Annotated in this window: 13 protein-coding genes; 8 read left to right on the forward strand and 5 right to left on the reverse strand. The window is 50.6% G+C overall.

Features of this window, described 5'->3' with window-relative positions:
* Nucleotides 1-84 precede the first annotated feature (84 nt).
* From rpe to C6Y40_RS20340, 8 genes are all read left to right on the forward strand, one after another.
* Nucleotides 85-762 (forward strand): ribulose-phosphate 3-epimerase, encoded by a 678-nt coding sequence (rpe, locus tag C6Y40_RS20305; protein ID WP_105936224.1) that lies wholly within the window; start codon nt 85-87, stop codon nt 760-762.
* A gap of 25 nt (nt 763-787) precedes the next feature.
* Nucleotides 788-1,795, forward strand: coding sequence for a tryptophan--tRNA ligase (gene trpS / locus C6Y40_RS20310; protein ID WP_105936225.1), 1,008 nt, complete (start codon nt 788-790; stop codon nt 1,793-1,795).
* A 15-nt stretch (nt 1,796-1,810) separates the two neighbouring features.
* Complete coding sequence (locus C6Y40_RS20315; protein WP_170308548.1) at nt 1,811-2,464, forward strand: anthranilate synthase component II; 654 nt, start codon at nt 1,811-1,813, stop codon at nt 2,462-2,464.
* A 111-nt stretch (nt 2,465-2,575) separates the two neighbouring features.
* Nucleotides 2,576-3,736 (forward strand): HDOD domain-containing protein, encoded by a 1,161-nt coding sequence (locus tag C6Y40_RS20320; RefSeq protein WP_105936226.1) that lies wholly within the window; start codon nt 2,576-2,578, stop codon nt 3,734-3,736.
* 359 nt (nt 3,737-4,095) lie between these two features.
* Nucleotides 4,096-5,304: an aspartate aminotransferase family protein gene (locus C6Y40_RS20325; RefSeq protein ID WP_105936227.1), complete on the forward strand. Its 1,209-nt coding sequence runs from the start codon at nt 4,096-4,098 to the stop codon at nt 5,302-5,304.
* Nucleotides 5,305-5,321: 17 nt separating this feature from the next.
* Nucleotides 5,322-6,359 (forward strand): arginine N-succinyltransferase, encoded by a 1,038-nt coding sequence (astA, locus tag C6Y40_RS20330; protein WP_105936228.1) that lies wholly within the window; start codon nt 5,322-5,324, stop codon nt 6,357-6,359.
* 38 nt (nt 6,360-6,397) lie between these two features.
* The gene (astD, locus tag C6Y40_RS20335) at nt 6,398-7,873 is read left to right on the forward strand and encodes a succinylglutamate-semialdehyde dehydrogenase (RefSeq protein WP_105936229.1); all 1,476 of its coding nucleotides are present in this window, start codon (nt 6,398-6,400) and stop codon (nt 7,871-7,873) included.
* Nucleotides 7,874-7,888: 15 nt separating this feature from the next.
* The gene (locus C6Y40_RS20340; protein ID WP_105936230.1) at nt 7,889-8,695 is read left to right on the forward strand and encodes a DUF1338 domain-containing protein; all 807 of its coding nucleotides are present in this window, start codon (nt 7,889-7,891) and stop codon (nt 8,693-8,695) included.
* 40 nt (nt 8,696-8,735) lie between these two features.
* On the opposite strand, the gene C6Y40_RS20345 is transcribed toward C6Y40_RS20340, so the two are convergent.
* From C6Y40_RS20345 to parC, 5 genes are all read right to left on the reverse strand, one after another.
* Nucleotides 8,736-10,019, reverse strand: a complete 1,284-nt coding sequence (locus tag C6Y40_RS20345; RefSeq protein WP_240622036.1) for an EAL domain-containing protein — start codon at nt 10,017-10,019, stop codon at nt 8,736-8,738.
* 63 nt (nt 10,020-10,082) lie between these two features.
* Nucleotides 10,083-10,205: a hypothetical protein gene (locus C6Y40_RS25445; RefSeq protein ID WP_276309527.1), complete on the reverse strand. Its 123-nt coding sequence runs from the start codon at nt 10,203-10,205 to the stop codon at nt 10,083-10,085.
* A 283-nt stretch (nt 10,206-10,488) separates the two neighbouring features.
* Nucleotides 10,489-10,929, reverse strand: a complete 441-nt coding sequence (locus C6Y40_RS20350) for a heme NO-binding domain-containing protein (RefSeq protein ID WP_240622037.1) — start codon at nt 10,927-10,929, stop codon at nt 10,489-10,491.
* Nucleotides 10,892-11,032 carry a hypothetical protein gene (locus C6Y40_RS25300; protein ID WP_240622038.1) on the reverse strand — a complete coding sequence of 47 codons (141 nt, stop codon included), beginning with the start codon at nt 11,030-11,032 and terminating at the stop codon, nt 10,892-10,894. Before C6Y40_RS25300 ends, C6Y40_RS20350 begins: the two co-directional genes overlap by 38 nt.
* A 169-nt stretch (nt 11,033-11,201) precedes the next feature.
* Nucleotides 11,202-13,454: a DNA topoisomerase IV subunit A gene (gene parC / locus C6Y40_RS20355; RefSeq protein ID WP_105936231.1), complete on the reverse strand. Its 2,253-nt coding sequence runs from the start codon at nt 13,452-13,454 to the stop codon at nt 11,202-11,204.
* Between the last annotated feature and the right edge of the window lie 108 nt (nt 13,455-13,562).

Genomic DNA, 13,562 nt, shown 5'->3' on the forward strand with positions numbered 1-13,562 from the left:
GTCGTACATATCACATAACAACAGCGCTTCTCATCACTCGCCCGGCATTACTCTGCTTCCCTACACCGTCTATAAGGGTTAATCATGCAACGATTCCTGATAGCACCGTCGATACTCTCGGCGGATTTCGCCCGTCTGGGTGATGATGTACAGCGTGTACTCGACGCCGGCGCTGACGTGGTTCACTTTGACGTGATGGACAATCATTACGTGCCTAACCTGACCTTTGGCCCAATGATTTGTTCTGCGCTGCGTGACTATGGCATTACGGCACCTATAGATGTGCACCTGATGGTTTCGCCGGTGGACGACTTAATTACCCAGTTTGCCGATGCCGGTGCCAGTTATATCAGTTTCCACCCGGAGGCCAGCCAGCATCTCGACCGCAGCCTGCAGTTAATTGCTGATAAAGGCTGTCAGCCGGGTCTGGTATTTAATCCGGCCACGCCGCTGCATTATCTCGACTACGTCATGGACAAACTGCATCACATCTTATTAATGTCGGTTAACCCTGGTTTTGGTGGTCAGTCATTCATTCCTGGTACGCTCGATAAGCTCAGGGAAGTCAGGTCTCGTATCGACGCTTCTGGTCAAAACATCCGTTTGGAAGTTGACGGCGGAGTTAAAGTCGATAATATCGCTGCCATTGCCGCTGCCGGTGCGGATATGTTTGTCGCCGGTTCAGCGATCTTCAATCAGCCGGACTATGCCGCAGTTATCCAGCAAATGCGTGACGAACTGGCTACAGTGTCTTCAAAGTAATTAAGTGTGAATAGGTAAATAAGTAATGAGCGCAAAACCAATCGTATTAAGCGGCTGTCAGCCATCCGGACAGCTTACCCTGGGTAACTACATGGGTGCGCTGAAGCAGTGGGTCTCCATGCAGGAAACACACGACTGTCTGTATATGATTGTGGATTTGCATGCCATAACGGTTCGTCAGGACCCGGCCAAACTCAAAGAAGCTTGTCTGGATGGTCTGGCGTTGTATCTGGCCTGTGGTATCGACCCAACCAGGAGTACGCTGTTTTTGCAGTCTCATGTGCCTGAGCACGCGCAGCTTTCATGGGTACTAAACTGCTTTACCCAAATGGGTGAACTGAACCGCATGACCCAGTTCAAGGACAAGTCGGCCCGCAATGCCAGTAATATTAATGTAGGCCTGTACAGCTATCCGGTTTTACAAGCCGCCGATATCCTGCTTTATCAGGCTAATGAAGTGCCGGTAGGTGAAGACCAGAAACAACACCTGGAGCTTACCCGCGATATCGCCACCCGCTTCAACAACATTTACGGCGACACTTTCCTCATTCCGGAGCCTTATATTCCTGAATTCGGTGCCCGCATCATGAGCTTGCAGGAGCCGGATAAAAAGATGTCTAAATCAGACACCAACCCGAACAACTTTATCGGCTTGCTGGAAGAACCTAAGAAGGTGGCCAAGAAGATCAAACGCGCTGTCACCGATTCTGACGAGCAGGCGCGCATCTATTTTGACTGGGCGGAAAAACCAGGCGTGACCAACCTGCTGACGTTATTATCGCTGGCTACCGGCAAAACAGTAGACGAGCTGGTACCCGCTTACGAAGATAAAATGTACGGCCATTTAAAGTCAGATGTGGCTGATGCAGTGGTTGCGCTGATTGAACCACTACAACAGCGTTACAATGAGCTGCGTGCCGACCGGGCCTATCTGGATGAAGTAATGCGCCAGGGCGCCGAGAAAGCCCAGGTACGTGCGGCCGCTACGCTCAAGGCCACTTACGAGGCGCTGGGATTTATCGCTAAGCCCTGAGCAGTCGATTAAACCTTGATACTACTGATCGACAATTACGATTCCTTTAGTCACAACCTGGCCAGATATTTTCAGGAGCTGGGTTGTGAACTGCAGGTAGTTCGTAACGATGCTATTACAGTGGCCGATATTGATCCGGCAAGCATTCAGGCAATTGTCATCTCGCCAGGCCCCTGCACACCCAATGAATCCGGCGTCAGTCTGGAAGTAATCCGTCAGTTTGCCGGAATCATCCCAATCATGGGCGTGTGTCTTGGTCATCAGGCCATCGGTCAGGTATTTGGCGCGACAGTAACCAATGCCCTGCAGGTTCGCCATGGTAAGCTCTCCGGCGTTAAACACTACGGCGACAGGCTGTTTACTAATATCCCGCAACAGTTTGTGGTCACCCGCTACCATTCTCTGGTTATCGATCCGGCTTCTATCCCCGACTGCCTGCAGGTAATAGCCTGGAGCGATGACGGCGAGACACCTGAAATTATGGCTGTGAAACACAAAGACCTGCCGGTATGGGGTGTTCAGTATCACCCGGAGTCGCTACTCACCGAATATGGCCATCAGGTTCTGCTAAACTTTTTGCTACTGGCTAAGGTTGTCTCGCCTGATGCCGATATCAATTGTGTATCAGAATTCAACGGTCAGTCCGTTACACTGAATAATGCGATGTAAGGCACTGGTTATTTAAACGGTCTGATTGCCTGAACAAACACAAACATGTCCTAGCCTTAGCATTGCAAAACAGATAAGGTTCGGGTATTACATGGATAGAGCGGGACTTCAATGGTAGAGCGGTTACTGACCCCACCAGCTTTTGCTAAACGATTTAACTATTTATTGCTGGCACCTGAGCTTGCCAAAGCGATGGTTGGCCGTCGTGCACCTGGTGAAGTGAGTTACGCCGAGTCCGAGCAAAGCTTTACCCGCCGTCAGTTGCTTAAAGTTGAAAAAGACGCCATTAAAAGCAAACTGGAAACGGCGAAGATCCAGGCCAATTATGTACAGCAAATTAACCAGCAACTGCACTCGGTTATCGACAAAAAGCTGCTACAGACACTGGCCGACACCCAGGATGTATGTGAAAACCTGCTGAACTGGTCAGAACATACTACCAACCTGATAGACTTACTTGCCACACCATCGGCCACCATCAGCAAGGTTGAAGCCATCGCAGTCAATATTCCCTGGCTGGTCGATGAGCTGCTTAAACAGGTAAACCAACCGCAATACCGACGCCGCGATGCCCGCGGTGATGTGATTGCCGTAGATACCCTAAAAACCGCTCTGAGTTTCATTGGTATCGACAACGTAAAACGGGTCATTCCGGCCCTCATTTACAAACAGACCTTGCCGTTAATAAGCGATCCGTTTCCGCAAATAAAGCACAAGGTCTGGGAATACAGCCTTATATGCGCCAGAACCGCCGAAGCCATTGCTAAAAGCCATAAGGTAAACCCCTTTGAGGCTTACACCCTGGCTCTTTTTAGCCAGCTGGGTAGAAGTGCTATTATCAAGCTTTATTTTCGCCTGTTTGAACAGGTGCACCTGGACTTTTTACGCCATGCGCAAAAAGCCAAATTACGCAATCTGCACTCGGCGCTGGTTCAACTGGTACCAGACCCAAAACGCTTACTGCCTTTAATTGATGAACACAGTGACAAAGCAGCCCTGCATTTGTTTGAATACATGGTCTTTAAGCGCGTTGGATATACCAGCGCCATGCAACAGGTGTTGCAGGACGTATTACCAGAGGATGCTGATCCGCTCACACAAGTATTGCAACAGGCCCGTTATTACGCCAAATACCGCATGTTAAAAGACAATAACCTGTTCCTCGATGACGAAAATGACAAATTCATCGCGGGCTGTGCTATTGAGTCCGATTTGCTGCAAAAACTGCATAGCCAGACCCTTCATCAGCTCCCCATACTGACCGATCTATGAACAAAACAGCGGCGAATAAGCCGTTATGAAGACCAAAAATGCGCTTTTTCAACCGATTCATAATCATTCAGCCGTAAAGCCTGTTTTACAGGCAAAAACCTCACTATAGCCAGCATGGCGCAGAATCCGCCGATATTTTTGCCCCGACGGCCGCATATTCACATATATGGATAGTTATTCACATTTTATGCAATAAGTGCCAGACCCCTTGATTTTACTGCCTTTGAAGAAAGGTAATAGACAAGACAACAGCCATTTAAGGTGGCATACTGGAGCGCTTAAAAATGAATTGAAGCCATAAATTCGCCAGCCTGAAAGACGCGGGTTTATGACGATAACTAACAGTTAGAGGTGAAAAAATGCAGGTAACCCGCGAAATGTTTGATCAAGTCATGGTTCCTAACTACAACCCGGCCAAAATGGTCCCGGTACGTGGTCTGGGCTCGCGAGTTTGGGATCAGGCAGGTAACGAGTTTATTGATTTCGCCGGCGGTATTGCCGTAAATGCACTGGGCCATTGTCACCCGGAGCTGGTTAATGCCTTAACTGAGCAGGGTCAGAAGTTATGGCACCTGAGTAACGTTTTCACTAATGAGCCGGCATTACGACTGGCCAAAAAGCTCACTGACTATACCTTTGCTGAGCGCGTTTATTTCGCTAACTCAGGCGCAGAAGCTAACGAAGCCGCTCTGAAACTGGCTCGTCGTTTCGCCCTCGAACAATTTGGTGAGCACAAACAAAAAATCATCGCTTTCACCCAGGGCTTCCACGGCCGTACTTTCTTCACCGTAACAGTAGGCGGCCAGCCAGCTTATTCTGATGGCTTCGGACCAAAACCAGGTGCGGTTGAGCACTGCGATTACAACGACCTGGCAGCATTTGAAGCGCTGATTTCTGATGAAACCTGCGCGGTAATGATGGAGCCGCTGCAGGGTGAAGGCGGTATCATTTCGCCGGATCCAGCCTTTGTAAAGGGTGTTCGTGAACTGTGCGACAAGCACAACGCACTGCTGATTTTCGATGAAGTCCAATCAGGCGTAGGCCGTACCGGCCACCTGTATGCATACATGGGTCTGGACGTAGTGCCGGATATCCTGACCACAGCCAAAGCCCTTGGCGGCGGTTTCCCGGTAGGTGCTATGCTCACCACCACCGCAATTGCCCAACACCTTAAGCCTGGTACTCACGGCAGCACCTACGGTGGTAACCCGTTAGCCTGTGCCGTGGCCGAGCGTACTTTTGATATTGTTAACGATCCGGTTGTACTGAACGGCGTTAAGCAAAAAGAACAACTGTTCCGTGACACCCTGGAAACCATCAATGCCAAGCACAAAGTGTTTGCTGAAATTCGTGGTAAAGGGTTGCTGCTGGGTTGTGCATTAAACGACGACTTCAAGGGCGAATCACGTAAATTCCTCGACGCGTCTGCCGAGCAACAACTAATGTGTCTGGTAGCCGGCGCTAACGTTGTTCGTTTTGCTCCGTCTCTGATTATTCCGGACGAAGACATTGCCGAAGGTCTGACTCGTTTTGAACGTGCTATTGCGAGTGTGGTAGCGGCACGCTAGTTAACCGGGAATTGCTCATGTACATTATTCGCCCTATTCGATCGAGTGATTATGACGCCCTGTATGCAGTAGCAGAAGAATCCGGCATCGGCTTTACGTCGCTGCCGGTCAACGAAGGCCTGCTCAAGCGCAAAATCGGCAAGTCACTGGAAGCGTTCAGTCGCGATGTGTCTGCGCCTGGCAATGAATCCTACCTGTTCGTTATGGAAGATATCGTTACCGGCGAAGTCGTCGGTACAACGGGTATCGAAGCCGCGGTAGGCACTGACGATGCTTTTTACCACTACCATCTGGGTAAGGTGGTACACGCGTCCCGTGAACTCAATATCCATAACACGGTTGAGATCCTAACTTTCTGTAACGACTACACCGGCGTCAGCGAAATCTGCACGCTGTTCTTGCGGGAAAATGCCCGCAAGGGCGTGAACGGCCGGTTCTTATCCAAAGTACGTTTTTTGTTTATGGAAGAGCACCGCGAGCGTTTCGCCGAAATCGTGATTGCCGAAATGCGCGGTGTCAGCGACGAAAATGGCCGCTCGCCATTCTGGGAGTGGCTCGAGGAGCATTTCTTCTCCATGGACTTCCCCACCGCAGATTACATGACCGGCATTGGTAATAAGGTTTTCATTGCCGAGCTTATGCCGAAATATCCGATTTACGTCAATCTGCTCAGCCAGGAAGCCCAGAACGTCATTGGTAAGGTTCACCAGAAAACCGAACCAGCTCTTCGTTTACTGCAGGAAGAAGGCTTTAGTTGCCGCGGTTATGTCGATATTTTCGATGGTGGCCCAACGGTGGAAGCCCGCTTAAGTCACATCAATACCGCCCAGCGTAGCCGCCGTGCGACGGTGCATATTGACGACCAGTCTGCCGCCCAGGACGGCGAACTTTGCTACATCATTAATACTAAAATCGCCGATTTCAGAGCGGTTGTTGCCGATGTCAGTTTTGATGAACAGACCGGCCAGGCAGTGCTTTCTCACAAAGCTGCAGCGACGTTAGACGTGGAAGAAGGCGACTCAATTCGGTTCGCGAGCGTTAAACCCCGCAACTGATATCAATACACAATTACAACAGCATCAGGACAGAAATCATGCAACAAGCCATTCATTTTATTAATGGGCAGTGGGTTGCCGGAGAAGGTTCTCCAATTACTTCGGTCGACCCGACCAAAAATCAAACCTTCTGGCGCGGCCAGGCCGCCTCAGCTACCCAGGTTGACAGCGCCCTCAACGCCGCCCGCGCGGCGCTTCCTCAGTGGTCAGCTAAAACCGTTGAAGAACGCCTGTCACTGATTAAAAAATTTGCCGAATTGCTGGGCGAAAACAAGCAACAACTGGCAGCGCTGATTGCACAGGAAACCGGTAAGCCACTGTGGGAAACCGCCACTGAAATTGGCGCGATGATTGGCAAAATTGCCATCTCAGAAAAAGCTTACTTTGAGCGAACCGGCACGGTAGAAAACCCAATGCCGGTGGGCAAGGCATTCATCCGTCATAAGCCCCACGGTGTCGTGGCGGTATTCGGCCCTTATAACTTCCCGGGTCACCTGCCTAATGGCCACATCGTGCCAGCGCTGATCGCCGGTAACACCGTCGTATTTAAACCCAGTGATTTAACCCCGGCAGTTGCTGAAGCAACCGTTAAGCTATGGGAGCAGGCAGGTATTCCGGCAGGCGTGCTTAACCTGATTCAGGGTGAGGTGGAAACCGGCAAAGCGCTGGCTTCACATCCGCAAATCGATGGCCTGTTCTTTACCGGCAGCTCGCGCACCGGGAAAATCCTACATGAACAGTTTGCTGGCCATCCGGGTAAAATCCTGGCGTTGGAAATGGGTGGCAACAATCCGCTCATCGTTACCGAAGTAACCGATACTAAGGCCGCCGTGCATGACATTATCCAGTCTGCGTTTGTCACCTCAGGACAGCGTTGCACCTGTGCCCGTCGCCTGTTTATCCCGGCTACTGCCGCTGGTGATGCGTTAGTGGATGCCCTTGTTAACGCAACCCGCAAGATTTCGGTGGGTCACTACGACGCCGAGCCACAGCCCTTTATGGGCGCTATGATTAGCGCCGCTGCAGCGAAGGGAATGGTAGCAGCCCAACAGCAACTGCTCGACGCCGGTGCTACAGCACTTGAGCCGCTTAAGCACCTTGACGAGCAAACTGGCCTGGTGACACCGGGCATCGTGGACGTAACCACTATTGCCGACACCATGGAAGACGAAGAACACTTTGGTCCGTTACTTAAGATCATTCGCTATACCGATTTTGATACCGCTATTGCTCAGGCCAACAACACTCGCTTTGGCCTATCGGCCGGACTGTTAAGCGACAGCGAAGCGGATTACCAGCATTTCTTTACTCACATCCGGGCCGGGATTGTAAACTGGAACCGTCCAATTACCGGCGCCAGCAGTGCCGCTCCCTTTGGTGGTATTGGTGAAAGTGGTAATCATCGCGCCAGTGCCTACTACGCGGCAGACTACTGCGCATACCCGGTTGCCTCAGTTGAGCTGGATAAAGTGACTTTACCCGGCACTCTGAGCCCTGGATTAGAATTAGAATAAGGACAGAAATTCGTTATGCATAAGACAACCGATAGCCTGTTTTCGGCGCTCTGGAACGATTACGTTAGTATTACCCCCAGTGCGCTGCGCATTCATAAGCTGCTGGCCGGTGAGGAAAACAGCCCGCAAATCGTTAACGACCATGTGGCGTTTCGTACCTTTGCGCTGGATAAAACCCGCCTCTCTCACCTGGCTGAGCATTTTCTGGCACTGGGTTACGAAGCGAAGGGCGACTACGACTTTAAAGCGAAAAAAGTCACCGCCCAGCACTTCGAACACCCGGATCCAACCGTGCCTAAAGTGTTTATAAGTGAGCTACGCGTAAATGAGTTCTCCGCCGAAACACAGCGTATTATCCATGCGCTGGTAGAACAAATGCCTGCCAGTGTAGTAGAGGCCGAAAACTTTCTTTACTCAGGCCGTCACTGGCAGCTTTCCACCCAGGAATATCAATCGCTCATCAGTGAATCTGAATATGCCGGCTGGCTGGCCGCCTGGGGCTTTAGGGCTAATCACTTTACCGTGAGCGTAAACCACCTGAACAACATCGACACCCTGGCCGATGTAAACACCCTGCTGAAAGAAGCCGGTTTTGTGCTTAACACTTCAGGCGGCGAAATCAAAGGTGGTGAGTCTGTCTACCTGGCGCAGTCATCGACTATGGCTGATGAATACAACCGGGCGTTCAGCGATGGCAGTCTGAATATCCCTAGTTGCTTTTATGAGTTTGCCCAGCGCTACACTATGCCGGATGGCAAGCTATATCAGGGTTTTGTTGAAGCGTCTGCAGATAAGATTTTCGAAAGCACTAACGCGCGTTAATCTTGTATAGCACGGTCGGGTATTATTGTCCCGACCGTGTTTACTTAACCATGCGCCAGCCCTGGGTATGCTTTAATATAAACTGATCATAAGGCAGCGGTTTTTCAAACAGGAAGCCCTGATAAACATTTATGCCTATATTTTCCAGTAATGGCAAATAAGCAGAATTATCCACCCCTTCAATAATGACCTCCAGGCGCAAGCTGTCGAGCATTTTATAAATCCCATTTAACAGCGCACGCGCCCGCTCAGAACCATCTATCCCCTTTACCAGACTGCGATCGAGCTTTATCACATCAAAGTCAAACTTGCGCAAATAACTAAGCGACGAAAAGCCGGAGCCGAAATCATCCAGCGCGAGAATAAATCCATGGGATTTCAAAGCCGCCAGCCCTCTAATTGCCGCCGCTTCATCCTGAATGAAAATAGACTCAGTAATTTCGATCTCCACCAGCTCGGGCGACACAAAATGTTCTGCACAAATAGCAGCGGCATCTTCAGCAAAAGATTCACTTAACAACTGATTAGCACTGATGTTCACCGACAGTGGCAGGCTGATGCGCTCGGTTTCCAGCATGCTGATATATTCACAGGCAGACTCCAGGGCCACCAGCCCGATATCCATATCCAGACCGTGTTGCTCAGCCAGTGGAATGAAGATCCCGGGACTGACGATAATAAATTCGTCGCCACCCCAGCGGGTAACAATCGCCGAGGCAGGAAAGGCACTACTCAACAGGCGGGCAACAATCTGCAGACACTCATCGCCGAGCTCATGACCGGCAATATCATTGATTTGTTTAAAGCCGTCCAGGTCAATGAAAGACAATACAAAATGTTGTTGCTCATCCACCAGCTCTTCCAGCGCGCTACGCAAGCCTAAGCGATTCTTCAAGCCGGTGAGATCGTCGTGATTGGCCAGCACGCGTAGCTGTTGTTCGTTTTTCTTGCGTTCACTGATATCCCGCAAGGTGGCAATTAAGTAAGATGAACTCTGGTGCCTGGCTTCAAATACCGCCAGTGAAACGTCAACCGCAATAGCCTCACCATCCCGGGTAGTGAGTTCGGTTTCAAACCTTTCCTGCCGACTCTGATTAATTCGCTCCAGCGGTTCCTGAGCATCACTTAGAAAACAATCCAGCCGCAACTTTTCGACAGTCTCAGTATCACCGAGCCTGGCTAATCGCCTGAAAGCCTTGTTAGATTCCGTTATTTGCAGACTGGTAGACAACACCAGCATAGGTTCGCGGGAGCTGGAAAAAGCGGAAGCCATAAGCTGAAAGGATTGCTCGGCGCGATGTTCCCGGGTTTTATCCTTAGCCATTCCGACGATGTAGGTGGCGGTACCGGTTTACCCTCTTTCCAGCACCTTGCCTCGGGCGCGGGTCTATTGGTAACCACCCACCCCACGGATCCGGCAAATCAGTTCAATATCGTCGCTTTCACCATTAACCGCCATAGACCAGCTTAGCTGTGCCTGGGGTAAATCATCTGCATGCACCCTACGCATCAGCGCGATGGCATTTTGTTTAACCTCTCGCAGTTGCTTGTGGCGTAAGCCGAAGGAACGGATGATGAAAGCATCTTCCTCTGCATGCCACTCAAAATAGCTCTCCTGACTGGCCCATAGCGCCAGTTCAAGCTTTTCCTGGTCGCTACGACTTGTGGTCAGCGCATCATAAAGGGCCCTACTCTTTTCTGTGAGCAGAGTTTCGGCTTGTTTTCTGGCCGCCTTTTCCCGTTCCAGTCGTCGGGTCAGACTGGCAACACTGGCTGCAGGGGTGAGATATCATTCACGATGCAAGCAATTTAACGTCTATATGATAAGTGTGCGGTACTTCGGTTGGCGTCACATGATGCTCAACCCGTTGCGAGAAATTCGCTGCTGTGCCATCAATAAGCCCCTCAGCCAGGGCATAAAGGTCGTGCATGGAATGATATTCCATCTTAATTGTGTCGGGAGTACGTTCCAGTACCTTAAACGAAGGCAGGTCAGCGTCAGGGTACAACTTCCTGGCCTGCACATGGATATCATCATCCAGGCAATCGAGGATCTCCAGCACCGACTGTCGGTTGGCCATCATCTCGGCATGACCTGCCGATAACACCGTGAACAGGTACTCGCCATAATCGTACAATAAATCGTTCAGTGGCCGGCCGGTCTTATTGACCAGCACCACCATAATTTTTCGCAGCTCACTGAAAGTGATAATAACCCACCGCGGTAAAAGCACCGTCATTCTCCAGGTTTGCCTTAACCAACACTTCGTCGGCAAACTCAGGTGAGATATTGTCCTCGAGCATTTCCACCAATGACGTGAACACAATTCCAAGCATAGCAACTTTCCCTAAATCCTATGGCAATTGGTATTAAGTGTAGAAGAAGTGGCTGAAAGTACACACAAATTGCCCGCTAAAACAGGATTTTTAGACTAAAGGTGATAGCACTGGGGGGACGTTTTACAGAAATGTGTGCGCCCTGTGAAGCGAGGGCGCTAAATAACAGTTAAATTTCGATGTCGACCTGGTCAACGCGCTGTAACCCGCGGGGGAGCTTATTACCGCGACGACCGCGCTCGCCCTGGTAGTGCGCCAGATCGTCCGCGCTCAGGGTCATACTTCGTTTGCCCGCAGTAATTTTAACTGCCGCACCTTCAGGAACGACCGCAAGCACTTTGACATACTCTTCGTGGGTTTGCGCTTTGGCCGATGGGATACTGATAAGCTTGTTCCCCTTACCTTTACCCAGGCTCGGCAAATCCCGTAATGGAAACAGCAACATACGACCTTCGTTTGAAATAGCCATGCACCAGTCAGTTGCCAGGTTATCCACTCGCTGCGGGGCGAGCACTTTGGCACCAGTCGGCAGGTTAAGATAGGCTTTACCTGCTTTGTTTTTACTGATCATATCAGCAAAGGTGCCAACGAAACCGTAGCCAGCGTCGGAGGCCATCAGGTACTTTCCGTCATCTGCGCCCATCACTACATGGCTAAACTGCTCCCCGGCCACCACACTGAAGCGACCGGTCAGAGGCTCACCCTGACTTCGGGCCGATGGCAAGCCATGCGCATCACAGGAGAATGCCCGCCCGGAGGTGTCGAGAAATACCACTGGCTGATTACTGCGCCCCTGCGCACTGGCAAGGTACTTATCGCCTGACTTATAACTTAAGGCCTCAGCATCAATATCGTGCCCTTTAGCGCACCGTGCCCAGCCTTTTTCAGAAAGCACTACAGTAACGGCTTCACTGGGCACCAGTTCTTTCTCGCTCAGAGCCTTAGCTTCCGCTCGCTCAACAATAGGAGAACGGCGGTCATCACCGTAGATTTCAGCATCCTGGAGAATCTCTTTCTTAATCAGTGTTTTTAAACGGCGATCGGAGCCAAGTAACTGCTGCAGATGGTCGCGTTCTTTTTCCAGCTCTTCCTGCTCACCCCGAATTTTCATTTCTTCGAGCTTGGCAAGGTGGCGCAGTTTTAATTCGAGAATGGCTTCGGCCTGTTTGTCACTCAGACTAAAGCGGCGCATTAACTCCGCTTTGGGTTCATCGTGGAAGCGGATAATTTCAATTACCTCATCAATATTCAAAAAGGCAATCATTAAACCTTCAAGAATATGCAGGCGAGCCAGTACTTTATCCAGACGGAATTGTAATCGACGAGTGACAGTATCTTTTCTGAATACCAGCCATTCACTCAGGATAGCCCGCAAATCCTTGACCTGCGGCCGGCCATCCAGGCCAATCATATTCAGGTTAACCCGGTAACTTTTTTCCAGATCGGTGGTGGCAAACAGATGCTGCATCAATTGTTCGGTATCGACCCGGTTAGACCGTGGCACAACCACCAGCCGGGTGGGATTTTCATGATCTGATTCATCGCGCAAATCGCTGACCATGGGTAACTTTTTGGCCTGCATCTGGCCGGCAATCTGTTCCAGAATTTTCGCACCCGAAGACTGATGCGGCAGTGCAGTAATAACCACATCGCCATTTTCTTCATGATACTTAGCGCGCATCTTAATGCTGCCGCGCCCGGTTTCGTAGAGCTTACGAATATCACTGCGCGGGGTAATAATTTCGGCATCGGTGGGATAGTCAGGACCCTGAATATCCTCAAGTAATTCATGTAGCTCGGATTTGCTGTTATCCAGTAATCTGGCACAGGCATTAGCGACTTCACGCACATTGTGCGGCGGAATATCGGTGGCCATCCCCACGGCAATACCGGTTACCCCGTTAAGCAGGATATGCGGTAATCGTGCTGGCAGCACCTGCGGCTCGTTAAGCGTGCCGTCAAAGTTAGGGATCCAGTCAACGGTTCCCTGGCCCAGTTCTGACAACAGTACTTCACTGAATTTAGACAGCCGCGCCTCGGTATAACGCATAGCAGCAAATGACTTAGGATCGTCTGGCGCTCCCCAATTGCCCTGGCCGTCGACCAACGGATAGCGATAGGAAAAAGGCTGAGCCATGAGGACCATGGCTTCGTAACACGCAGAATCACCATGGGGGTGGAATTTACCCAGTACATCACCCACGGTACGGGCTGACTTTTTGTACTTTGCCGTGGAGCTCAGGCCCAGATCGGACATCGCATAAATAATCCGCCGCTGTACGGGTTTGAGGCCATCACCAATATTGGGTAAGGCACGGTCCATGATGACATACATGGAGTAATTCAGATAAGCGTCTTCAGTAAATCGTCGAATGGGGAGCTGTTCGACACCGTCTTGGTTAATGGTAATTTCGTCGCTCATGGGTACTGTTTTATTCTCGTCTTATTATTTACACCAATCCGCCGGGGGAGTGTGAGTTGCCGCAAAGATTTTCACCCCATTGTGAGTGAATCCGCCATGAAGCGCAAT

It is taken from the genome of Marisediminitalea alba (assembly GCF_002993365.1).
GTDB lineage: Bacteria > Pseudomonadota > Gammaproteobacteria > Enterobacterales > Alteromonadaceae > Alteromonas > Alteromonas alba.